The organism is Vreelandella subterranea, assembly GCF_900111305.1.
Lineage (GTDB): Bacteria > Pseudomonadota > Gammaproteobacteria > Pseudomonadales > Halomonadaceae > Vreelandella > Vreelandella subterranea.
Map to the genome: position 1 here is coordinate 106700 of NZ_FOGS01000009.1, position 22467 is coordinate 129166.

Genomic DNA, 22467 nt, shown 5'->3' on the forward strand with positions numbered 1-22467 from the left:
TGGAAACGCACTTTGCCTGCGTATCTAGTCGTTAACCGCGGCAATCGCCTTCGCCAGGTAAGGCAGGTTTTCCTGGGAGAAACCGGCCACGTTGGCGCGACCCGAGCGCACCATATAGATACCGAACTCGTCGCGCAGCCGGTCGACCTGTTCCGGCGTCAGGCCGGTGTAGGAGAACATGCCGCGCTGCTCGGCAACACACGCATACTTCTCATCCAGCCCGAAGGGTTTCAGGGCTTCGACGAAATCACGACGCAGGGTATTGATGCGATCGCGCATTTCGGTCAACTCCTCGCGCCACATGGCGGAGAGTTCAGCGTCATGCAGAATCTCGCTGACAATGGCACCGCCGTGGGCGGGCGGGTTGGAGTAGTTTTCCCGCGCGACAATGGCGACCTGTGAGCGGATGTTTTCCATCTGCTCGGCATCTTTAGCCACCATGATCAGGCAGCCGGTGCGCTCGCAGTAAATGCCGAAGTTTTTCGAGCACGAGCTGGTGATGATCACCTCGTCCAGCTGCTCGGCAAACAGCCGAACACCGTAGGCATCTTCATCCAGGCCTTCCCCGAACCCTTGATAGGCAAAGTCGATGAGCGGCAGTAACTGGCGCTCTTTAACCACCTCGAGCACTTGCTGCCACTGGGACTTGGAAAGGTCGAACCCGGTAGGGTTGTGGCAGCAGGCGTGAAGTACGACCACATCGCCTTCGGGGATCTTCTTCAACGCCCCCAGCATGCCGTCAAAGTCGAGGCGGTTATCGGGGTCGACATAGGGGTATTTGTGCAACTCGATACCCGCGGCGGTAAAGATGCCATGGTGATTGGGCCAGGTCGGGTCGCTGACCCAAATGCCTCTGTCGGGCAGTTGGGTGGCAATGAAATCGGCCGCTAGACGCAGTGCCCCAGTGCCCCCGGGCGACTGGGTGGCACTGGCACGATTGGCTTCCAGTACGGGTGAACTGGCGCCCAGTACCATTGGCAGCACAACGCCCCCGTAGGCGGGAGCGCCGTGGGAACCAATATAGGTTTTGGTGGTTTCATTGCTGAGCAAGCGAGCTTCGGCCTCTTTGACCGCACGCATTACCGGCGTATTGCCGTGCGCATCGCGGTAAACGCCAACGCCTAAGTCGACTTTCTGAGGATTGGTGTCTTTTTTGAAAGCTTCGATTAGCCCAAGAATGGCGTCTCCGGGGACTCGCTCAATATGCTCAAACATTTATTCGGCTACCTCGTCGGTTCTAGCGGCAAGAATGAAATCATTTTGGTGCAGACCATCAATCGCGTGGCTCCACCAGGTGACCGTGGTTTTCCCGTACTCGGTGGTGATCACGGGGTGGTGGCCCGCCTGTTCTGCCAGTTCGCCCACGCGCTGTGTGAACGCCAGCGCATTGGCAAAATCACGAAACGTAAAGCTGCGTGACAGCTTCATAATGCCATCGTGATCGACAATTCGCCACTCGGGTAGGGTCTTTAGCTGGCTTTCGCACTCGCTGCGCGTCATGGGGCGTGCGTCGCCGCTGCAGGGTTCACACTGTTGTTGGGCCAGTGAGGTCATTTGACTACCTCCTTAATAAGGGTGATGAATGTCTTGCCCTATCAGGATAGAAGGCAGACGCAGTCACGACCAACATCTTTGGCACTGTAAAGCGCCTGATCCGCGCGCTCGATCAGGCTCGCGATGGGTTCGCCACAGCGATACTCGGCAACGCCGATGCTCAGCGTGACCTTGCCGACGCCGATGCCGAAATCATGTTCGGCAATTTGATGGCGTAACCGGTCTGCCAACTGATGGCATTGCTTGACCGGGGTAAGCGGCAAGAGGGCCATGAATTCTTCACCCCCCAGTCGGGCAATCATGTCTTCACTGCGCAGCAGCGATTGCGCCAGGGTGGCCAGCCGTTTCAGGACGTCATCGCCCTGGAGATGCCCCCACCGGTCGTTGATATGTTTAAAGTGGTCGATGTCGAGCATCATGATGGATAGCGGAGTGCCGTGTCGCGAGCTCAGCGATGCCAGGTGGGTCAACTGGACCATTAGCTTGCGCCGGTTAGGCAGGCTGGTAAGGGGGTCGGTGTCGCACAGCTTGCGAAGCCGTTGTTCTTCGCTGACCTGGTCGCTGATATCCATCATGATGCCATGCCAGCGAACGCCATTGGGCATGGGTTCGGGGGTGGCGCTGACGCCTATCCACTTTGCTTTATGTCCGGGTGGGGCAAGGCGGAACCGGGTGGCCAGCGGCAACATCCCCTGGGCCGAGCGTTCAATGGCTGACATCAGTTTCGGATAATCCGCGCCGGTCAACTGCTCGAGAGCCGTATTGGCATCCTCTGCCAGTTGGTCGCGATCAATCGGTGCTGACGTCACCCCGGCGCCTTCCATGAACGGAATGGACATATGGCCATTGTGGTGCCGGAAGAACTGAAAGACGACGCCAGGAATCTGACTGATAAGTTGCTCGGCGTTGAGCGATAAGGGGATATCATTCACGGACATGCGTGAATCTCCGAAGCTGTACCATTGGAAAGCGGTGCCATCAAAAAACAATCGGCTAGGATAGCTTTAAAAGCGTAATTGGAATGTAAGCCATTTCCTACAATTTGATACATTTACATATTTTTTTGCTATATCTAAAAAAGCAATGAGACTAAAAAGATATATAATACGTTGGTTTAACGTTGCTAATGGCATATGCGAGCGAAAAGCATTACGTTTATGCATATAAAATATTCTGTTTATTCCGATGAGGTGTGTTTTGTCGCACAGCACGTCTATACAAGATGACGCATGCATGCAGGGACGCGTCAGCCTGGTAGGGGCTGGGCCAGGGGATCCTGAGTTACTGACGCTCAAGGCGTTCAAGCGCTTGCAGCATGCGGATGTGGTGTTGCACGACCGCCTGGTAAGCGACGAGATCCTGGCGCTGCTGCCGTCAAGGGTTCAGCAGTTTTATGTTGGCAAGGCACGTTCGTCGCACAGCGTCCCCCAGGAGGGTATCAACCAGGCCCTGGTGGACTGGGCCAGGGCAGGCAACCGCGTGGTTCGACTCAAGGGAGGCGACCCGTTTATTTTTGGCCGCGGTGGGGAAGAGCTTGAAACCCTGATAGAGGCGGGTGTCCCCGTGGAGGTGATTCCGGGGATTACGGCAGCGTCGGGCTGTGCAGCCTATGCGGGTATTCCGCTGACCCACCGCGACCATGCTCAATCGGTGCGCTTTGTCACCGGCCATCTCAAAAACGGTGAGTGTGACCTGGACTGGCAGACATTGGCGCACCCGGGTCAGACGCTGGTGTTTTATATGGGGTTGGGAAGTGTCGATGTGATCTGCAAAGCGCTGATCACCCACGGCATGGCCGACGATACGCCGCTGGCGCTGATTGAGCAGGGCACGACACAGCAGCAACAAACGCATATTGGCAGCTTGCGCGCCCTGCCCGATACTTTCTATAGCGGCCATATAAAGCCACCGACCTTGTTGATTGTCGGCCATGTGGTGTCATTGAACGCACAGTTGGCATGGTTCGACGTGGATCAGACCGATGCCAAGGGGTTTCGCCAAGGCAAGCATCCAACGCCACCTGCCGGTTCTGGCGACTAGCGTTAAACTATCAACGCTAGCGTCTTGCCCTCAGAGTGGCTAGATACTCTAAGCTGTGTATGCTGGTAGCTAGCAGGCTGATAGTTATCACTGTCTGCTGCCCAATGCGCAGCCAACACCGGTACGCGTAACGCGCAGCGAATACCAAAGGGAGAGGCGACATGTCAGACGAGCAGCAAACCGATCAAAAGCCGACCGATAGCAAGCCGGATATGAAGACACTGTTCCGCGATAATCGCGTGAAAGGGATTGCGGGTATCGCCGCGATTGCGGTGATCTGGGCGATCATGGCCCAGTCTAACGTCGGCACCAGCCGTGACCGCGTCGCGGCGCTGGAAGAGCAGGTGGCAGACGTTGAGGAAGAAAACACAGCGCTGACCCGGCAGCTCAACGAAGTTGACGATGCCGAAGCGGACCTGTCGGCGTTGCAGGAGGAAATGAGTGCGCTCGAAAACCAGCAGTCTGAAGAGCAGCAGGCCCTGGAAAACCTCGAGCAGCAAGTGAGCGATACACGTTCTGAGCTTGAGTCTCTGCAAGAAGAGCGTGACTCGTTGCAAACCAGCGTTGATGAACTGAACCAGCAGGTAAGCGACGCGGAAAGCGAGCTGGAAACCCTGCGCGAAGAGCGTGATCAGGTTCAGCAGGCCAGCGAGGAAGCCGATCAGGCGCGCCAGGAAGCCGAGCAAGCTCGCCAGAATGCTGAAGATGCGCGCCAAGAGGCAGAAGAAGCCCGCCAGGAAGCGGCTAGCGAACGTCAGCAGGCGGTTGAAGAGCGTGACGCGGCAAGAGATACGCTGGACGAGGTCAATACGCAAATCGAACAGGCCAATGAGCGCCTGACCAGCCTCGAAGAAGATATCTCGAATGCGGAAACGGAACGCGATGAGGTTCAGCAGGCGCGTGATAGCGCAGCCAGCGAGCGTGATACGCTGCAAGAAGAGATTGAATCGCTGCAGGCGCTGCGCGAAGAAGAAGAGAGCAGCCTGAGCGATGTGCGCAGTGAAATGGATGATGTCATGGTCGCTATCGAAATGGGCCGCGAAGAGCTAGCCAAGATTGAAGATCAGGTGACCAGCCGTGAAAATCAACTGGAGCGCTTGGAAACACAGTTGAATGAGTGGCGTGACGAGCTCTCTACGCTGGATTCGCGTATGGCTGATGCCGCCAATGATGCGGGTGGCAGCACCGGTCAAGACGGTGGTGACGAAGAAGCCAGCCAGAGCGCTGACGAGCCATCGTCTGACAGCGAAAGCGACAACCAGTAAGACGAGGCCAGCTAAGCATTTTGAACAAGCGTCGTAGCCTGGATGAGCGGGTGCTGATACGTCAGCACCCGTTCTTTTTGGTGCCGGTTTATGATTTGGCCCGCGAGGAGTATGATTCTTGCACTTATTGATTCAACGCCAGACGAGGAGTCTGTCTAAATGGAAGGCGTAAAACATATCATCGCTGTGGCCTCGGGTAAGGGTGGCGTCGGCAAGTCTACGGTTACCGTGAACCTGGCGCTGGCGTTATCCGCCCAAGGCTATCGTGTGGGCGTTCTGGATGCGGATATCTATGGCCCCAGTCAGGCGCAAATGCTGGGAGTCGCCGAGGGCGTGCGGCCGCAGGCGGCGGGTGACGATAAATTCCTGCCGCTCGAGGCCCATGGGCTGCAAGCCATGTCGATGGCGTTCATGGTCAATACCCGGGAAGCCATGGTCTGGCGTGGGCCCATGGTAGTGGGCGCTTTCCAGCAGATGCTCAATCAAACCCAGTGGGATAACCTGGATTTTCTGCTTATCGACATGCCACCCGGCACTGGCGACATCCAGTTGACCCTGGCCCAGAAAGTCGCCGTTTCCGGGGCTGTGATCGTGACCACGCCGCAAGATATCGCCCTGCTGGATGCGCGGAAAGGCATCGAGATGTTCCGCAAGGTGAATGTGCCTGTACTGGGTGTGGTGGAAAACATGAGCCTTTACCACTGCGAAAAGTGCGGCCATGAAGCCCCGATATTCGGTGCTGGCGGCGGCGACCGTATTGCCGAGGAATATGACACTGAGGTGTTGGGTCGTTTGCCATTGACCCTGTCCATTCGTGAGCTGACCGACTCAGGTCGGCCAAGCGTCGTTTCGGAGCCGGAAGGGTCGGTCAGCCAGACGTTTGCCGCAATTGCCACGCGGGTGGCGCAAAGTGTTGATGGCCAGAATAAAGAAAGTCCCACTATTTCCTTCAGCGAGTGACGACGTAACTAATGAGCATCAAGTCCGATAAATGGATCCGGCGCATGGCAGAAAGCGATGCCATGATTGAGCCTTTTGAAGCGGGCCAGGTCCGTTACGTTAACGACCAGCGCGTTATTTCCTACGGCACATCCAGCTATGGCTATGATGTCCGTTGCTCCGATGAATTCAAGGTCTTTACCAATATTCATTCGGCGATCGTGGATCCCAAAGCGTTTGATGATAAAAGCTTTGTCGACGTCAAAGGCGATGTCTGCATCATTCCGCCCAACTCCTTTGCGCTGGCGCGGACGGTGGAGTATTTCCGTATTCCGCGCAATGTGTTGACGATATGCCTGGGTAAATCCACCTATGCCCGTTGTGGGATCATCGTCAATGTCACTCCCCTGGAACCGGAGTGGGAAGGGCACGTCACCCTGGAGTTCTCGAACACGACCAATCTGCCGGCCAAAATCTATGCGCACGAGGGTGTCGCGCAGATGCTGTTCCTGGAATCCGACGAAGTGTGCGAGACCTCCTACAAGGATCGTGGCGGCAAGTACATGGGCCAGCGCGGCGTGACGTTACCACGTACCTGAATGATGCCTGTCTGCCAAGCAAAAAAGCCGAGCGGTGTTGGCCGCTCGGCTTTTTTGTACGTTGGCGTAGGACCTGCCTAGACGGACTCGGACTCGTCGAGCTCTTCGGCAGCGTCGGCGTGGGACAGTCGCATGCCATGGAGGGGCAAGAGGTGGCCGTCCATGGTGGCGCCGTCACCGCTGTATTGAAGGCGCCCCTGTAAAAACCACTGTACGGCGATGGGCAGGATCAGGTGCTCACGGGCCTGGACTTTCTGCTTCAGCGATTCAACGTCATCGTCAGAGGTGACGTTGAGTTCGGCCTGTAAGACCACCGGCCCGCCATCCAGCTCCTCGGTAACGAAATGAACGCTGCAGCCATGCTGCTTGGTCTCGTCCGCGAGGGCGCGAGCGTGGGTGTTGAGACCCTGGTAAGCCGGTAACAGCGAGGGGTGGATGTTCAGCATCCGGCCCAGAAAGCGCTGTACAAAGCGGGGTGTCAAAATACGCATGAAACCCGCCAGCACGATGAGGTCGGGCTCATGGCGTTCGATCACCTTGATCAGTGCCCCGTCGTAAGCCTCACGACTGTCGTACTCCCGGTGCGGCAGTGCAACGGCATCAATACCGGCGTCACGGGCGCGCTTGAGGCCATAGGCATCGGCCTCGTTGGATATAACGGCCACAATCTCGCCGCCCAGGCGGTCGTGTGACTGTGCCTCGATAAGCGCTTGGAGGTTGCTGCCACTGCCGGAAATCAACACGACCACGCGAGGTGGCGTAGTGGGCTCGGGGGTCATGTCCGTCAAGGTGTCGCTGTTGTAGTCGGTGCTGCTCATGCCGGTAAATTCTCCAACACCACGGCATCCTGCTGGCGTGGTTCAATCTGTCCCAGTCGATAGACGGTTTCGCCTTGGGCTTCGAGGTGGCGCATTGCCTGGCTGGCCTCGGCTTCAGGGACGACGACGACCATACCGATACCGCAGTTCAGAACCCGGTACATTTCGGTGTCGGTGACATTTCCCTGGGTTTGAAGCCAGTCGAATACCGCTGGTCGCGTCCACGCCTGGGTGTCGATGCGTGCTGCGAGCGAGTCGGGGAGCACGCGGGGAATATTCTCGAGCAGCCCGCCACCGGTGATGTGGGAAAGCGCATGAACCGATAGGTCTGTGTCTCGTAGCAGGGAAAGCAGCGCCTTGACATAAATGCGCGTCGGCGCCATCAGGGCATCGCCCAGCGCAACACCGTCGACCTGGGTATCCAGCGGCGCATTGCTGTGCTCGATAATCTTGCGAATCAGCGAGTAGCCGTTTGAGTGAGGCCCGGAGGAGGCCAGGCCGAGTAAAACGTCGCCTTCTGCTACGCGGCTGCCATCGAGGATCTCGCTTTTCTCGACCACGCCAACGCAGAATCCGGCCAGGTCGTAGTCGTCCCCTTCGTACATGCCGGGCATTTCGGCGGTCTCGCCACCGACAAGCGCGCAGCCTGCCTGTTCACAGCCGACACCGATACCGGTGACCACGTCCGCCGCGATATCGACATTTAATTTACCCGTGGCATAGTAGTCGAGGAACAACAAGGGCTCGGCACCGGCAACGATAAGATCGTTGACGCACATGGCCACCAGGTCAATGCCGATGGTGTCGTGTTTTCCGAGCGTCATGGCGAGACGGAGCTTGGTGCCCACGCCGTCGGTGCCGGAGACCAGTACCGGCTGTTGATACCCTTGAGGTAGCTCGCAAAGCGCGCCGAATCCGCCGAGCCCGCCCATGACTTCCGGGCGCGTCGTGCGCTTGGCAACGTGCTTGATGCGATCGACCAGCGCATTGCCAGCATCGATGTCAACGCCTGCGTCTTTATAACTGAGTGACGGTCCCGATGAGGCGTGCGAAGAAGAGGTGTCGGTCATGACAGGTCCTATGGAGCAAAGTACGGTGCGATAGTGACTGGCGTACGCCGCCAGAGCCGGGCAATAATTGAACGGGATTGTAACACCCGGTGGCAAGGCTCGCATCGGCTGGCGTATGACGTTAACAAAAGCAGGCGGTTTTTCTTTATATCCGGCATAGTAGGCTATCGTGACAGTGGCCATCAAAGGAGTTATATGCGCAATTCATGGTGGGGGATCCTGCTATTAGTCCTGGTGTTCGGGCTGCTGTATTTACTGGATGCCGTATTAATGCCGTTTATTGCCGGTATCATCCTGGCCTATCTGGCGGACCCGCTGGCCAATCACTTCCAGCGTTGGGGGATGAATCGCGCGGTGGCCGTCAGCAGCGTTTTCTGTGTGCTGCTGTTGGTTCTGGTTGTCAGCCTGCTGATCATCATCCCCCTCGTGATTCAGCAGTTGAAGCAATTAAGTGACGCCGTGCCGGGTATCTTTGCCTGGGGGGAGAATACCCTGGCGCCGCAGGTGTTCGAATGGACCGGTTACGACCTACGTTCTGAGCTGATCAATGTGCGCGAGACGCTGGTCGAGAACTGGCGCGATGCCGGTGGTTATCTGGCCCAGGCACTCGGGCAGATAGGCCGCTCCGGGATGGCCTTCGTGTCTTGGATCACCTACGTGGCGCTGATCCCTGTCGTGACGTTTTACCTGCTGCTGGACTGGGATCGCCTTATCACCAATCTTGGCAACCTGATCCCTCGCCAATGGGCGAATGATGTTAGCCGTCTGGTGAGCCGCTGTGATGAAGTGCTGGCGTCATTCCTGCGTGGCCAGCTGCTGGTCATGCTTTGCCTGGGCATTATCTATGCAAGCGGGTTGACCCTGATCGGGCTGGACTTTGGCTTGTTGATCGGGGTGGTTTCCGGCCTGGTGAGCATCGTGCCGTTTCTTGGCTTTATCCTGGGGCTGTGCGTGGCGCTGATTGTCGCGCTTTTCCAGTTTGATACCTGGTGGGGGCTTCTGGGCGTTGCCGCCGTGTTTACGATTGGCCAGGTGGCGGAAAGCGTGGTTTTACAGCCCAAGCTGTTAGGCGACAAGATAGGCCTTCACCCGGTCGCGGTTATTTTTGCAGTGCTGGCGGGCGGTAACCTATTCGGCCTGACGGGGGTGTTGCTTGCCTTGCCCGCCGCGGCGGTCATCATGGTGTTGCTGCGTGAGGCCAGGGACCGTTACATCAGCAGTGATCTGTATAACGCCGATGACGATCACAACGCTCACGAGATGCCCGCGATCGGCGATGATAGGGAGTCTTCATGAGCCAGGTGCCGGCGCAGCTTCCCCTCGGGGTGGGTTTGCGCGATGACGCTACGTTTCATAACTATTACGCTGGGGAGGTCAATGCGGCATTGCTTGACCGCCTACAGCAGCAGTGGGCGCAAACCGGCGAGGATTTCATTTATCTATGGGGCCTGCCGGGTTCAGGACGCAGCCATTTATTGCAGGCTGCCTGTCATGCCGCTTCCGATCGAGACAAGCGGGCCCTTTACCTGCCGTTGGCCGAGCTAGGTCATTTTCCACCCTTGATGCTGGAAGATATCGAGCGGCTCGACCTGGTCTGTATCGATGATCTGGAGCAGGTGATAGGCCGAAAACGCTGGGAGGAAGCCCTTTTTCATGCTTTCAATCGCCTGCGCGATGCCGGCAAGCATCTCGTGATTGCCGCCAATGCGCCGCCTCGTCAATTGCAGGTGGTCTTACCCGACCTGGCCTCGCGGCTGACCTGGGGGACGGTGTTCCACCTGCATCCGCTCAATGACGATGACCGTCTGGCGGCGCTAAAGTTAAGGGCCCATGCCCGCGGGATGCAATTGCCCGACGATGTAGGCCGCTATATTCTGCATCGCGGGCCGCGTGAACTTGGCGCGCTTTGCCGAGCGCTGGAAACGCTGGATCAAGCCTCGCTTTCCGCCCAGCGTAAATTGACCATCCCGTTTGTGAAATCCGCACTGGACTGGTAATGCTGGTCGAGTGATAAGGCCAGGGAAAATAAAAAAGCCACCAGCGGTGGCTAGCGGCTCGTCAATTTTCGTCTACCTTTATGTGCATGACACTCGGTCATGCAAGCGACCCGTTATGACAATCAGGCCGTTTTACCCATCTTGCTGGCAGCCGTTTGCGCCTGCTTGATGTTGTCTTCGGTAATCTTCTGGCTTTTCTGAACGAAGTCCTGCTGTAGAGAAACAACGTTATCCGCATCGCTTTTGAGGCGTTCTGCCACTTCTTTAGCCACTTTCTGCTGATTTTCCATGTAGCTGCGAAGCTCTTCGGCGTCTTTGACGCTCATCAGCTTGCGTGCCTGGGCAAGGCTGGTATCGACATAGGCTTTCTGCGCATCAAGCTGCGCATTGAAAAGCTTTTCTGTCATGTCGACACTCAGCGCGGCATAAGCGCGTGCTGGAGCCATGAAGAAATTGTCGAACTGCTGTGTCCACTCGTTGGTGTTGAAAGTGCTCATGATCAAATCTCCTGATTTAGCGGTGCTAACGCATCTAAATGAAAGGGGTAGCATCGCTGGACGACACATCGTCCCGTGGTGCTTTTCCCTTGTGTTATGTGTTGCAGCATAGCAGGCGCTTTTGTGCAGTGCAACATGCATGCGGTGTAACATGATCGGGCAATAAGGCTGATGGCGGGTCGCTTGAGTTTTATACTGCGGCCACTAGTCTAGAATTAAATCCGTTTCACGATGGCATGTCGGTAAATTACCGTACCGACGTTTAGCTGCCGATATCGACAAGGAGGATTACCATGAAAACGCGCATTGAACGCGACAGTATGGGGGAGCTGGAAGTTCCTGCCGAGGCATTGTATGGCGCCCAGACGCAACGCGCGGTGAATAATTTTCCGGTCTCGCACAGCCCGATGCCGGTCGCCTTTATTCACGCGATTGCACGCATCAAGCTTGCCGCCGCCCAGACCAATCTCGTGCTGGGTGAGCTGGATCCGGATCGCGCCGAGGCAATCAGGCAGTCTGCCCAGGAAGTGATCAATGGCGATCACGACGAGCACTTTCCGGTGGATGTGTTTCAGACCGGCTCGGGCACTTCCAGCAACATGAACGTCAATGAAGTCATCGCCACCCTGGCCAGCCGTCGTGGTGTTGAGGTTCTGCCCAATGACCACGTCAATATGGGGCAGTCGAGCAACGATGTGATCCCGACAGCGATCCATGTGTCGGCTGCATTGGCGGTGCATGAGTCGCTTCGCCCGGCGCTGGTGCATCTTCGCCGTACCATCGATTCACGGGCTGACGAGCTTTCGGATGTGGTCAAGACCGGCCGCACCCACCTCATGGATGCCATGCCGCTGCGCATGGACCAGGAGCTGGGTGCCTGGTCGAGCCAACTGGGGCAGGCCATCGAGCGGCTGGATAATTGCCTGACGCGGCTATGTCGTCTGGCGCAGGGCGGTACAGCTGTCGGCACAGGCATTAACGCACCGCAAGGGTTTGCCGACCAGGTGGCCGCTCAGCTAACTGAGCAAACGGGGCTGACGTTTACGCCCAACGACAGTTTTTTTGCCAGCATTGCCTCCCAGGACGCGGCCGTGGAGCTGTCCGGGCATCTCAAGGGCTTGGCGTGCATTGTCATGAAGGTCGCCAATGACCTGCGCTGGATGAACTCCGGGCCGCTTGCCGGGCTGGGTGAAATCGAGCTCGAGGCGCTTCAACCGGGCAGTTCGATCATGCCCGGTAAGGTGAACCCGGTGATTCCGGAATCCGCTGCGCAGGCCGCCGCCCAGGTGATTGGGCTGGATACGGCGATAACGGTGGCCGGGCAGAGCGGGAATTTTCAGTTGAACGTCATGCTGCCCCTGGTGGCCTATAACTTGCTGACGGGCATCACGCTGATGACCAATACCACGCGGCTGTTAGCCGACCGTGCCATTGCGACGTTCAAGGTGCGGCGGGACAACATTGAGGCGCCGCTCGCTCGCAATCCCATTCTGGTCACGGCACTTAACAGCGTGATTGGTTACAATGCGGCAGCGGCCATCGCCAAGGAGGCGTATCAAACCGGGCGGCCGATCATTGATGTCGCCGAGGAGCACACCGACCTAGGGCGCGGCAGCCTTGAACGCCTGCTTGACCCAGAGGCACTCACGCGAGGTGGCGTGCCGGATAACGGCTAGCATCCTGTCTGGCTTGGCTGACGGTCGCGCGAAGTACAGATATTAAGGTGGCGTGCGAAAATTGCCGTGTCCTTAGCTGGCCGATGATAAAGAGCAACGTTCAGCTAAGTCGATAAATAGCTTGCAATTCAGTGGCGGAAACGTAAAATACGCATCCGTTGCTCGGCAGGACCATAGCTCAGTTGGTTAGAGCGCCACGTTGACATCGTGGAGGTCGGCGGTTCAAATCCGCCTGGTCCTACCATCTTGATTGGCATCAAACGGCCAAGTAGCAATGGCACATTTCAGGACCATAGCTCAGTTGGTTAGAGCGCCACGTTGACATCGTGGAGGTCGGCGGTTCAAATCCGCCTGGTCCTACCAGATTTCCGATTGCGCCCCGTCATTTTCCTCATGACGGGGCGTTTTTGTTTTTGGGTGATGGGGGTTGCGGGAGGGCGTAGCGCGTTGTCAGTGACGTTAGTTCGTCAGTGATCCCAGGCAGGCAGGTCGGTTTGGCGTTTAAAGGTAGTCAGCAACGCTTCAATACCGGTTTGGTCTTCATGACTGAAGCGTGCTTCCAGCGGGCTGTCGATATCCAGCACACCCCATAGCTGATCATCGTTGACAATCGGCACGACCAGTTCCGCCCGGGACTCGATATCGCAGGCGATATGGTCGGCAACGCTGTGAACATCGTCAACGCGCTGGGTGGCACGCGTTCGCGCGGCAGCACCGCAGACCCCCTTGCTGAACGGAATGGGATGGCAGGCGGGCTTACCCTGAAAAGGGCCCAGCGCAAGCATTTCGGGTGAGCGTTGCAAGTAAAAGCCGACCCAATTCAAGTGGGGTAGCGACTGCATGATGAAGGCGCAGGTCTGCGCGCTATTGGTTAGCCATTCGCGGGTGTCCAGCAGGGCGGCGAGCTGGCGATCGAGGAGGTCATAGTTGACGGTATCACCTGACATGGTGGCTCCCTGGTTATGCATATTCATAACGACACCGGGCCGACAGTTGTCGGCCCGGTCACGTTGGTCTCTTGTCTAGCTGGGGCGAGGGTTATTCCCAGCCGGGTACGGCGGCGCCATCGAAGAGCTCTTCGGCTTTCTCGATCACTTCTTGGCTCTGGTAGGCGCTGACCAGCTGCTGGATATCTTCGCGGTCTTCATCGCCACCGCGAACGGCAATCAGGTTGACGTAGGGCGATTCTGGACCTTCCTTGATCAGCGCGTCGTCAAGGCTCAAGCCAGCGGGCTGGGCGAAGGTGTTGTTGATGAAGGCCATGTCGACATCCGGCAAAACCCGCGGTAGCTGGGCAGCTTCGATTTCGCGGAAACGAAAGTTATTTGGGTTCTCAACGATATCGATGGGTGTTGCTTCGAGGTTTTCGGGGTCATTCAGCGTGATGAGGCCTTCATTGTGCATCAGGATCAGCGCGCGACCTTCGTTGGACGGGTCATTGGGCAGCGCAATCTGGGCACCTTCGGGCAGTTCGTCAACGCTGTCGTACTTCTCTGAGTATGCGCCGATGGGGTAGACGAAGGTGTAGCCTGCAATGGCGAAATCATAGCCACGATCATTCACCATGGACTGCATGTAGGGCTCGTGCTGATAAGCGTTGGCGTCCAGGCTGCCATCTGCCAGTGCCGCATTGGGCGTTACGTAGTCAGTGAACTCGATAATTTCGACGTCAAGGTTGTACTCTTCCTTGGCAATTCGGGCAGCGACTTCCATGACTTCTGTTTCAGGGCCGGCAACGGTGCCCATCTTGATGCTGGCGGCTTGAGCGCTGGCGCTAACGGCCAGTGCGAGTGCGGTAATGGTGCCGAGGGCGAATGTCTTCATGGCAACTCCTGTCGAGTGTCAGTTTTGATGAATGGTGATAATAAGGGTAATTTTAATGCTTTTTCGTTATATGCCCACTGAAAAGCAATACGGTCATTTGCGGTCGGTTTTGCGCACCAGGTAATCCCCCAGGCTCTGGAAGCCCTGTACCATGACGACGAGTACGACCACGGTAATCAGCATGATGGTCGGGTTGAAGCGGTTATAGCCATAGCGGATACCCAGGTCACCGAGTCCGCCGCCGCCAACAGCGCCTGCCATGGCGGAGTAGCTGACCAGTGTGACCAGTGTGATGGTAAGGCCGGTAATAATGCCGCCCCGCGCTTCGGGGATAAGCACCTTGGTGATGATCTGCCAGGGGGTTGCGCCCATGGCCTGGGCAGCCTCGATCAAGCCCGGTGAGAGCTCATTGAGGGCGCCTTCTATCAGCCGGGCAACGAACGGAATCGCGGCAATGGTCAACGGCACTGACGCCGCATTGATGCCGATGGAGGTGCCTACCAGCATCCGCGTGAAGGGAATGATCGCCACCATCAGGATAATAAATGGGATGGAGCGGCCGATGTTGGTCACGATGCCCAGGGCATGGTTCAGTAAGGGCTTGGCCAGAATCTGCCTGGGGCGCGTTACATAGAGCATCACGCCCAGCGGTAGCCCGAGTAACGTCGAGATCACCCCGGATATGCCGACCATGTAGAGGGTATCGAGCGTTGCCTGAAGAATAAGCTCAATCATTGCGCTGGACATAGCCGAGTACCTCTACCTGTAATTGATGGTCTGCCAAGTAGTCCATGGCGGCTTGCGTCTGCTCAGACGTTCCCAGCAGTTCGGCAATCATCAAGCCAAGCGTTCTTTCCTGAATCGATTCCACCTTGGCCTGCAGGATGCTCACATCGACGCCGCAATCCCGTGCCAGGCGGGAAATGAGCGGCGTGGATACCGCATCCCCTGAAAACGTAAGCCGCACGACCGGGTGTGCGTTGGCGTCGAGGTTGTCACTGAGGCGTTCAAGCAACTCCTTGGGGGGCGACAACTGCAGAAAATCGTTGAGAAAGTCGCGCCCCAACTGCGTGCGGGGTGCGGTGAAGAAATCGCCGACTTCGGCGTCCTCGACCAGCTCGCCATTGGATATCAGGCCGACGCGATGGCAGATCGATTTAACCACTTCCATTTCATGGGTAATCAATAAAATGGTGATGCCGAGCTGATGGTTGATATCGCGCAGCAGCTCCAGAATCGAGCTGGTCGTCTGCGGGTCCAGTGCGGAAGTGGCCTCATCGCACAGCAGGACGCGAGGGTTGCTGGCCAGCGCCCGGGCAATCGCAACGCGCTGTTTCTGCCCGCCGGATAGCTGCGCCGGAAATTGATCCGCCTTGTCGGACAGGCCAACCATTTCAAGCAGTGGGCTTACGCGCTCACGGATATCTCGCCTGGGCTGACCCATCAACTCCAGTGGCAGCGCTACGTTGTCGAAGACGTTGCGCGTGGTGAGCAGGTTGAAGTGCTGGAAGATCATGCCGATGCGGTGGCGTGCCTGGTTCAGCGCCGTGTTGCTCAACCGGGTGATCTCTTGCCCGTCGACGGTCACCGTGCCCTGGGTGGGTCGCTCAAGCAGGTTGACGCAGCGAATGAGCGTCGACTTGCCCGCGCCGGACAGGCCGATAACACCGTGAATGGCGCCTTTGGGGATCGCCAGGTTAACGCCTTTGAGGGCGTGAACGGCGTCGTGGCCGGCGCCGTAGGTTTTGCTGACATTATTCAGTTCGATCATGGCGTCTGCCTTTTCTATAGGCCGAAGACGAAGGTGAGCGCGCAAGCGTAGGGGAGGGAATAAAAAAAGGCCACCCTTTCGGGTGGCCATCAACGCTGGACACACCCTTTTAGCTGCACTTCACCAAGCATTCACTCGGCGGACGCCCGCAATCTGGGTACAAATCGGCGTCTTTACATTTGCGGCGAAAGTCTAGAGAGCTAGCCAGGCGATGTCAAACCAAAAGAATAACATCTTATATCGCTGTTCAATTTAATAATTTTTTTAACTGATTTTTGCTGCTTTAAAAGTGTTAATTTCTCTTTCCTGGGGGCCTGGGTTTTCTGCAGGCATGAATACTGGGTTACGTTGACTGGCCGCGCATGCCTTTGGGGTGCACAAACAGGTTTGTGCAGTAGTAAGCTTGCGTGCGGATCAATTAAAGCGAGGGCGCTATGTTTACTGGCATCGTGCAAGGCAAGGTAGAGGTCGTAGAGGTGCATGAGCTTGATAAGTTTCGTACCCATGTGGTGAAAATGCCCGATACATTGCGCGAGGGATTGGCAACCGGCGCGTCAGTCGCGCACAACGGTGTCTGTTTGACGGTCACGGACATTTCAGGTGACCGGGTGAGCTTCGACTTGATGCGCGAAACGCTGCGACTGACCAATCTTGGTGCAGTCGAGGTCGGGCAGTACGTCAATATCGAGCGAGCGGCTCGCTTTGGCGATGAAATTGGCGGCCATTCGATGTCAGGCCACGTGATTTGCATGGCGGAAGTGATCGCCATTGATGAAGCGCCCAACAACCGTCGGCTGTGGTTTGCGTTACCGGCTTCAGTGGGGCGGTTTGTGTTTGAGAAAGGCTATATCGGCGTCGATGGTATCAGTCTGACGATTGGCGATGTGCGACCTTCGGTCGAGGGCGAAGGTGTCGAGTTCAGCGTTAACCTGATCCCTGAGACGCTGCACCGCACGGTCCTGGGAGAGCGTCTGCCAGGCGATCAGGTCAACATTGAAATCGATCCCCAGACCCAGGTGATTGTTGAAACGGTTGAGCGTGTTCTGGCCAGCCAGATGCGCTGATGGTTGCTGCTACCCAGGGGGGTGCTGCGTTTCTGACCGATTGGTTAGAAGGTGGCCTGAAGTTTGCTTATGTTAAGGGAAGGGAAGGGAAGTAACAGGCGGGCACCGGCCCGCGTTCGACAACTGCACAAGGTGTTCGCATCAGGCGTTACCTTTCGGTAATATGTGCGGCTTTTCGCGCTGCCAGGGTGCATTCAGCGTTCACGCGAAGGATAAAAAAACCTATGAATTTTCTGGATAAGCAGTTCGGGCTCACTGAGCACAAAACCAACGTTAAAACAGAAGTCATTGCCGGGATAACCACCTTCCTGACGATGGCCTACATCATTTTCGTCAATCCCAGCATCCTTTCTGAGGCCGGGATGGACTATGGTGCGGTGTTTGTTGCCACCTGCGTTGCCGCCGCTATCGGCTGTCTGGTCATGGGGTTGTGGGCGAACTATCCCATCGCTCAGGCGCCGGGCATGGGGCTCAACGCGTTCTTCACCTACGGTGTCGTGCTCGGGATGGGCTATACCTGGGAGGCGGCACTTGGGGCCGTGTTCTTCTCTGGGTTGTGTTTCTTCCTGCTAAGTATTTTCAAGGTCCGTGAATGGATTATCAACTCTATTCCGCTTTCACTGCGCCTGGGTATTGCCGCGGGTATTGGCCTCTTCCTGGCCATGATTGCCCTGAAGAACGCCGGTATCGTCGTCGCCAACGACGCCACTTTTGTTGCCCTCGGGGACCTTTCCGAGCCTGCGGCACTTTATGCACTGTTGGGCTTTTTCGTGATTACGGCGCTGTCGTACCTGAAAGTCACCGGTGCCGTCATGATCGGCATCCTGGGGATCACCATTGCGTCGATGGTACTTGGGCATAATGAATACGGTGGCCTCATGTCCATGCCTCCTTCTATTGCACCGACCTTCATGGCAATGGACCTGATGGGGGCGCTTGATGTCGCCATGCTCAGCGTTATTTTTGCTTTCCTGTTCGTCGACCTGTTCGATACGTCCGGTACGCTGGTGGGGGTTGCGCATCGGGGCAAGCTGCTGGACAAAGACGGCAAGCTGCCTCGTCTCGGTCGCGCCATGATGGCCGACAGCACGGCATCGATGGCCGGTGCTGCCCTGGGGACTTCGACCACGACCAGCTATATTGAGTCGACGGCAGGTATTGCATCGGGTGGACGAACGGGTTTGACAGCGGTCGTGGTGGCCGTGCTCTTTCTGGTCAGCCTTTTCTTTGCGCCGTTGGCAGGCTCCATTCCCGCTTTCGCCACCGCGGGAGCACTGCTCTACGTGGCCGTGCTGATGGCGGGTAGCCTGGCACATGCCAACTGGGAAGACCCTACTGACGCCGCGCCGGTATTGATTGCCGCCCTGGCAATGCCGCTGACCTTTTCGATTGCCGAGGGGATTGCTCTCGGGTTTATCAGCTATGCAGCGATCAAAACCCTGTCGGGCCGTTTCAAAGACCTCAATCCAGCAGTGATCATTCTGGCGCTGCTGTTTGCGGTGAAATTTCTGTTTCTAGACTAACGTGGTTTTATTAATCCAATGAGAGACGCGATGAGCATCTACGGCGATTACATCAAGTCCGTGATACGCACAGTGCCTGACTGGCCCGAGCAGGGGGTCAATTTCCGTGACATTACCCCGCTGCTGCAAAACAGCGCGGCATTTCGCAAGCTGATTGACAGCTTCGTACACCGCTACCAGGAAATGAACCTGGATGCCATCGCGTCGATTGATGCGCGGGGCTTTATTATCGGGGCCCCGCTGGCCTATGAGTTGGGCTGCAGCTTTGTCCCGGTTCGCAAAAAAGGCAAGCTGCCGTTCAAGACCATCAGCGAAACCTACACGCTTGAATACGGTCATTCAGAGGTGGAACTGCACTCGGATGCGTTCCAGAAAGACGACCGTATCTTGTTGATGGACGACCTGATTGCCACGGGCGGCACCATGCTGGCGGCGGCCAACCTCATTCAGCGCAGCGGTGGGCATGTGGTCGAAACAGCCACCATCATTGACCTGCCAGAGCTTGGGGGATCGCAAAAAATTCGCGATGCGGGCTACAGCGTCTTCGCGGTTTGTTCTTTCACAGAAGACGAGTAACGAATTTATGAGCAGCGAACGCTACCATCAACACTTTACCGTCTCCTGGGATCAGCTTCACCGCGATGTCCGCCAGCTGTGCCATCAGCTGGTCGAGCGAGACTTCAAAGGCATTGTGGCGGTTACCCGCGGTGGCCTCATTCCTGCCGCCTTGATCGCGCGCGAGCTGAATGTCCGGCTGATCGATACCGTGTGCATCAAGAGCTATGACCATATGGATCAGGGCGGGCTGGATATCCTGAAAGGGGTTGATCACGACGGTGAGGGTTGGCTGCTGGTCGATGACCTGGTGGATACCGGCAAGACCGCGCGGGCGGTAAGCGAGATGTTGCCCAAGGCGCACTTTGTTACCATTTATGCCAAGCCGGAAGGTCGACCCCTGGTGGATCAGTATCTCACCGAAGTGGCCCAGCACTGCTGGATCCAGTTCCCCTGGGATATGGGGGTTGCCTACGTTGAACCTCTGGTGGACCAAGTGAAGAAATAATCATGTCGACCCCGCTTCCCGAAGACTGGAATCAGTGGCTTGGCGATGAGTTTCAGGCCGACTACATGCAGTCACTGAAACGTTTTCTGGCCGATGAAAAAGCGGCCAAGAAAGTCATTTATCCCCATTCATCGCAATGGTTTCGTGCCTTCGAACTGACGCCGCTCAGTGACGTCAAGGTGGTGATTCTGGGGCAGGATCCTTATCACGGCCCCAATCAGGCGCACGGGCTATGCTTTTCCGTCCAGCCGGGAGTGCCGGTTCCACCGTCGCTGGTCAATATCTACAAGGAGTTGGCGAGCGATCTAGGCACGGAGCCCGTCAACCACGGGCACCTGGAAGCCTGGGCGAAGCAGGGCGTCTTGCTGCTCAATACCTCGCTGACGGTCGAGAAGGGCAACGCTGCCTCGCACCGGGGCAAAGGTTGGGAGTCCTTCACTGATAGCGCGATCAAGACGGTAAGTGCCCATGCGCAGCCCAGTGTCTTTCTGCTCTGGGGTAGCCACGCCCGGCAGAAAAAAGCCTTGATAGACACCCAGCGTCACCTGGTGTTGGAAGCGCCACATCCCTCGCCGTTGTCCGCCCACCGCGGCTTTTTTGGTACTCGCCATTTCTCCCGGGCCAACCAGTTTCTTGAAGCGCAGGGGCGCGCACCTGTTGATTGGCAATTACCCGCCACCCCTTAACCTGGTGATGGCTTACGGGTAGAATACCGCCCGATTTTGCAAGTTTATGATCACCCGTGTTGCCCATAACCACCTGCTGTGAGGAAGTCCCATGAGTGTCCACGCCATTAATCATCCGCTTGTTCAGCATAAACTGGGACTGATGCGCGAAATGGATTTAAGTACCAAGAGCTTTCGTGAGTTGGCGGGGGAAGTGGCCAAGCTGTTGACGTATGAAGCAACGAAGGGACTTGAGCTCGAAGATCATACCATTGAGGGGTGGAATGGCGAGCCGATTGAGACACGACGCCTGAAAGGCAAGAAGGTAACGGTGGTGCCGATTCTGCGTGCCGGGCTTGGCATGCTGGAGGGGGTTACTGACCTGATCCCCAGCGCACGGGTGAGCGTTGTCGGGTTATACCGCGATGAAGAAACGCTGGAGCCGGTACCCTACTTCGCCAAGTTCGCCAACGATATCGAAGAACGTATGGCCATCGTCATTGACCCCATGTTGGCCACCGGTGGCTCGATGGTCGCGACATTGGACATGCTGCGTGAGCGTGGCTGCGAGCATATGAAGGTGATCGTTTTGGTGGCAGCGCCCGAAGGCATCAGGCGAGTCCAGGACGCCTACCCGGATATCGAAATTTATACAGCATCGGTGGATGAGCGACTGGACGATAACGGTTATATCGTTCCGGGTCTTGGCGATGCGGGTGACAAGATTTTCGGCACCCGATAAGAATTGATGATTCAGCGGCCCCTGGCGTTTTGCGTTAGGGGCCTTTTTTTGCCCAGCACTACCCCAAAGACCTGTGAGGAGTTTGCATAATGAATGATACGCCTAGCCAGTCTGCATCCTGGCCTCGCGTGTTGCTGACCGGGGCGCAAATGCTATTCGTGGCGTTTGGTGCTCTGGTTCTGGTGCCGCTATTGACCGGGCTTGATCCAAGCGTTGCATTGTTTACCGCCGGGATAGGCACACTGCTGTTTCATACGGTGACCCGCGTGACGGTGCCGGTCTTCCTGGCCTCTTCGTTTGCCTTTATCGCGCCGATTCAGGGCTCGATTGCCAGCTTCGGGGTGTCAGCAACGCTTGGTGGCTTGATGGCGGCTGGCCTGGTCTACGTGGCGATCTCGGCGGCGGTGCGCGTCAAGGGTACCGGCTGGCTTCATCGACTGTTGCCACCGGTGGTGGTCGGCCCGGTGATCATGGTCATTGGCCTTGCCCTGGCGCCGGTGGCGGTGGATATGGCGACGGGTGAAACCAGTGACCACATCGGGTACGGCGCGGCGCTTTTCCTGTCAATGGCAAGCTTGCTGGTAACCCTGATATTGGCCGTGTTTGGCCGGGGTTTGCTGCGGTTGATTCCCATCATGGGCGGTATTGTCGTGGGTTATTGCCTGGCGTTGCTGATGGGGCTGGTCGACTTCACACCGGTGCATGATGCTGGCTGGCTGGCGATACCCGCGTTTACCGCCCCGAGTTTTCACTGGGCGGCGATTCTGTTTATGATTCCTGTCGCCATTGCCCCGGCGGTGGAGCATATTGGTGATATGGTGGCCATCGGTTCGGTGACCCGGCGTAACTACCTGGAGAAGCCGGGGCTGCACAGAACCTTGCTGGGCGATGGTCTGGCGACGACAGCGGCTGCATTATTCGGCGGCCCGCCTAACACCACCTATTCAGAGGTGACCGGGGCCGTTACGCTGACCCGGGCGTTCAATCCTCACTATATGGTGGTGGCCGCGGTGCTGGCCATATCGCTGGCGTTTATCGCCAAGCTGGGGGCGCTGCTGCAAACCATCCCCGGCCCTGTCATGGGGGGAATCATGACCCTGCTGTTTGGCTCCATTGCGGTCGTGGGCATGAACACGCTGGTCAGGGCAGGGCATTCGTTGACCGCGCCACGCAATCTGGTCGTTGTGTCGTTGATCCTTGTCTTTGGTATCGGCGGCATGCAGGTGGGCAATGGTCAGTTTACGCTGCAAGGCGTGAGCCTGGCGGCGCTTGTGGGTATCGTGTTGAACTGGGCGTTGCCGGACGAGCCAGCAGATGAAGCTGATCACACCCATTAACCTTTTTTCATTGGGAGCCAAGC

Annotated in this window: 24 protein-coding genes and 2 tRNA genes; 16 read left to right on the top strand and 10 right to left on the bottom strand. The window is 57.2% G+C overall.

Going from position 1 to position 22467, the window contains the following annotated elements; all coding sequences use genetic code 11:
* Positions 1 to 24: 24 nt before the first annotated feature.
* From BMX75_RS13685 to BMX75_RS13695, 3 genes are read right to left on the bottom strand one after another with little or no spacing between them, the layout of a single operon-like run.
* Positions 25 to 1215 (bottom strand): amino acid aminotransferase, encoded by a 1191-nt coding sequence (locus BMX75_RS13685; protein ID WP_092828827.1) that lies wholly within the window; start codon positions 1213 to 1215, stop codon positions 25 to 27.
* Positions 1216 to 1554, bottom strand: a complete 339-nt coding sequence (locus BMX75_RS13690) for a 4a-hydroxytetrahydrobiopterin dehydratase (protein ID WP_066315311.1) — start codon at positions 1552 to 1554, stop codon at positions 1216 to 1218.
* 41 nt (positions 1555 to 1595) lie between these two features.
* Positions 1596 to 2492: a GGDEF domain-containing protein gene (locus tag BMX75_RS13695; protein ID WP_092828829.1), complete on the bottom strand. Its 897-nt coding sequence runs from the start codon at positions 2490 to 2492 to the stop codon at positions 1596 to 1598.
* A 295-nt stretch (positions 2493 to 2787) separates the two neighbouring features.
* Between BMX75_RS13695 and cobA the strand changes: the two genes are divergently transcribed.
* The 4 genes from cobA (at position 2788) to dcd (ending at position 6397) form a co-directional block, all read left to right on the top strand.
* Positions 2788 to 3594 carry a uroporphyrinogen-III C-methyltransferase gene (gene cobA, locus BMX75_RS13700; RefSeq protein ID WP_092828831.1) on the top strand — a complete coding sequence of 269 codons (807 nt, stop codon included), beginning with the start codon at positions 2788 to 2790 and terminating at the stop codon, positions 3592 to 3594.
* Positions 3595 to 3755: 161 nt separating this feature from the next.
* Positions 3756 to 4859, top strand: coding sequence for a coiled-coil domain-containing protein (locus BMX75_RS13705; protein ID WP_092828833.1), 1104 nt, complete (start codon positions 3756 to 3758; stop codon positions 4857 to 4859).
* A 159-nt stretch (positions 4860 to 5018) separates the two neighbouring features.
* Positions 5019 to 5819 carry an iron-sulfur cluster carrier protein ApbC gene (gene apbC, locus BMX75_RS13710; RefSeq protein ID WP_092828835.1) on the top strand — a complete coding sequence of 267 codons (801 nt, stop codon included), beginning with the start codon at positions 5019 to 5021 and terminating at the stop codon, positions 5817 to 5819.
* An 11-nt stretch (positions 5820 to 5830) separates the two neighbouring features.
* A complete protein-coding gene (gene dcd, locus BMX75_RS13715; RefSeq protein ID WP_092828837.1) occupies positions 5831 to 6397 on the top strand; it encodes a dCTP deaminase in 567 nt (188 codons plus the stop codon).
* A 77-nt stretch (positions 6398 to 6474) separates the two neighbouring features.
* Here dcd and purN read toward each other — a convergent pair whose 3' ends face one another.
* Positions 6475 to 7215, bottom strand: a complete 741-nt coding sequence (gene purN, locus BMX75_RS13720) for a phosphoribosylglycinamide formyltransferase (RefSeq protein WP_092828839.1) — start codon at positions 7213 to 7215, stop codon at positions 6475 to 6477.
* Positions 7212 to 8285 (bottom strand): phosphoribosylformylglycinamidine cyclo-ligase, encoded by a 1074-nt coding sequence (gene purM, locus BMX75_RS13725; protein WP_092828841.1) that lies wholly within the window; start codon positions 8283 to 8285, stop codon positions 7212 to 7214. The genes purN and purM overlap by 4 nt, the downstream gene beginning before the upstream one ends.
* Before the next feature lie 195 nt (positions 8286 to 8480).
* On the opposite strand from purM, the gene BMX75_RS13730 reads away from it, so the two are divergent.
* Both BMX75_RS13730 and hda read left to right on the top strand, forming a co-directional pair.
* Positions 8481 to 9581: an AI-2E family transporter gene (locus BMX75_RS13730; protein WP_092828843.1), complete on the top strand. Its 1101-nt coding sequence runs from the start codon at positions 8481 to 8483 to the stop codon at positions 9579 to 9581.
* Entirely contained in the window at positions 9578 to 10282 is a 705-nt protein-coding gene (gene hda, locus BMX75_RS13735) for a DnaA regulatory inactivator Hda (protein WP_092828845.1), read from the top strand. The genes BMX75_RS13730 and hda overlap by 4 nt, the downstream gene beginning before the upstream one ends.
* 122 nt (positions 10283 to 10404) lie before the next feature.
* Here the strand turns inward: hda and BMX75_RS13740 are convergent, their stop codons facing one another.
* The gene (locus BMX75_RS13740; protein ID WP_066315349.1) at positions 10405 to 10779 is read right to left on the bottom strand and encodes a phasin family protein; all 375 of its coding nucleotides are present in this window, start codon (positions 10777 to 10779) and stop codon (positions 10405 to 10407) included.
* 293 nt (positions 10780 to 11072) lie between these two features.
* Here BMX75_RS13740 and BMX75_RS13745 point away from each other — a divergent pair, with 293 nt between their 5' ends.
* The 3 genes from BMX75_RS13745 (at position 11073) to BMX75_RS13755 (ending at position 12818) form a co-directional block, all read left to right on the top strand.
* Entirely contained in the window at positions 11073 to 12455 is a 1383-nt protein-coding gene (locus tag BMX75_RS13745) for a class II fumarate hydratase (protein ID WP_092828847.1), read from the top strand.
* Positions 12456 to 12622: 167 nt separating this feature from the next.
* Positions 12623 to 12699, top strand: a tRNA-Val gene (locus tag BMX75_RS13750).
* Between the two features lie 42 nt (positions 12700 to 12741).
* Positions 12742 to 12818, top strand: a tRNA-Val gene (locus BMX75_RS13755).
* A 104-nt stretch (positions 12819 to 12922) separates the two neighbouring features.
* On the opposite strand, the gene BMX75_RS13760 is transcribed toward BMX75_RS13755, so the two are convergent.
* The 4 genes from BMX75_RS13760 to BMX75_RS13775 all read right to left on the bottom strand — a co-directional run bounded on the left by BMX75_RS13760 (position 12923) and on the right by BMX75_RS13775 (position 16050).
* Complete coding sequence (locus BMX75_RS13760; protein WP_245748557.1) at positions 12923 to 13402, bottom strand: GAF domain-containing protein; 480 nt, start codon at positions 13400 to 13402, stop codon at positions 12923 to 12925.
* A gap of 91 nt (positions 13403 to 13493) precedes the next feature.
* The gene (locus tag BMX75_RS13765) at positions 13494 to 14279 is read right to left on the bottom strand and encodes a MetQ/NlpA family ABC transporter substrate-binding protein (protein WP_092828851.1); all 786 of its coding nucleotides are present in this window, start codon (positions 14277 to 14279) and stop codon (positions 13494 to 13496) included.
* Between the two features lie 93 nt (positions 14280 to 14372).
* Complete coding sequence (locus BMX75_RS13770) at positions 14373 to 15026, bottom strand: methionine ABC transporter permease (protein WP_092828853.1); 654 nt, start codon at positions 15024 to 15026, stop codon at positions 14373 to 14375.
* Positions 15007 to 16050, bottom strand: a complete 1044-nt coding sequence (locus BMX75_RS13775; protein WP_092828855.1) for a methionine ABC transporter ATP-binding protein — start codon at positions 16048 to 16050, stop codon at positions 15007 to 15009. The genes BMX75_RS13770 and BMX75_RS13775 overlap by 20 nt, the downstream gene beginning before the upstream one ends.
* A 434-nt stretch (positions 16051 to 16484) precedes the next feature.
* Between BMX75_RS13775 and BMX75_RS13780 the strand changes: the two genes are divergently transcribed.
* The 7 genes from BMX75_RS13780 (at position 16485) to BMX75_RS13810 (ending at position 22444) form a co-directional block, all read left to right on the top strand.
* Positions 16485 to 17114, top strand: coding sequence for a riboflavin synthase subunit alpha (locus tag BMX75_RS13780; protein ID WP_092828857.1), 630 nt, complete (start codon positions 16485 to 16487; stop codon positions 17112 to 17114).
* 224 nt (positions 17115 to 17338) lie between these two features.
* Positions 17339 to 18637 (top strand): NCS2 family permease, encoded by a 1299-nt coding sequence (locus tag BMX75_RS13785; protein ID WP_092828859.1) that lies wholly within the window; start codon positions 17339 to 17341, stop codon positions 18635 to 18637.
* 30 nt (positions 18638 to 18667) lie between these two features.
* On the top strand, positions 18668 to 19213 hold the full coding sequence (locus BMX75_RS13790; RefSeq protein WP_089706872.1) for an adenine phosphoribosyltransferase: 546 nt from the start codon (positions 18668 to 18670) through the stop codon (positions 19211 to 19213).
* Positions 19214 to 19220: 7 nt separating this feature from the next.
* Positions 19221 to 19700, top strand: coding sequence for a xanthine phosphoribosyltransferase (gene gpt, locus BMX75_RS13795; protein ID WP_092828861.1), 480 nt, complete (start codon positions 19221 to 19223; stop codon positions 19698 to 19700).
* Between the two features lie 2 nt (positions 19701 to 19702).
* A complete protein-coding gene (gene ung, locus BMX75_RS13800) occupies positions 19703 to 20386 on the top strand; it encodes a uracil-DNA glycosylase (RefSeq protein WP_175474742.1) in 684 nt (227 codons plus the stop codon).
* Positions 20387 to 20477: 91 nt separating this feature from the next.
* Positions 20478 to 21107, top strand: a complete 630-nt coding sequence (gene upp / locus BMX75_RS13805; protein ID WP_092828865.1) for a uracil phosphoribosyltransferase — start codon at positions 20478 to 20480, stop codon at positions 21105 to 21107.
* An 89-nt stretch (positions 21108 to 21196) separates the two neighbouring features.
* Complete coding sequence (locus tag BMX75_RS13810) at positions 21197 to 22444, top strand: uracil-xanthine permease family protein (protein ID WP_092828867.1); 1248 nt, start codon at positions 21197 to 21199, stop codon at positions 22442 to 22444.
* The last annotated feature ends 23 nt before the right edge of the window (positions 22445 to 22467 follow it).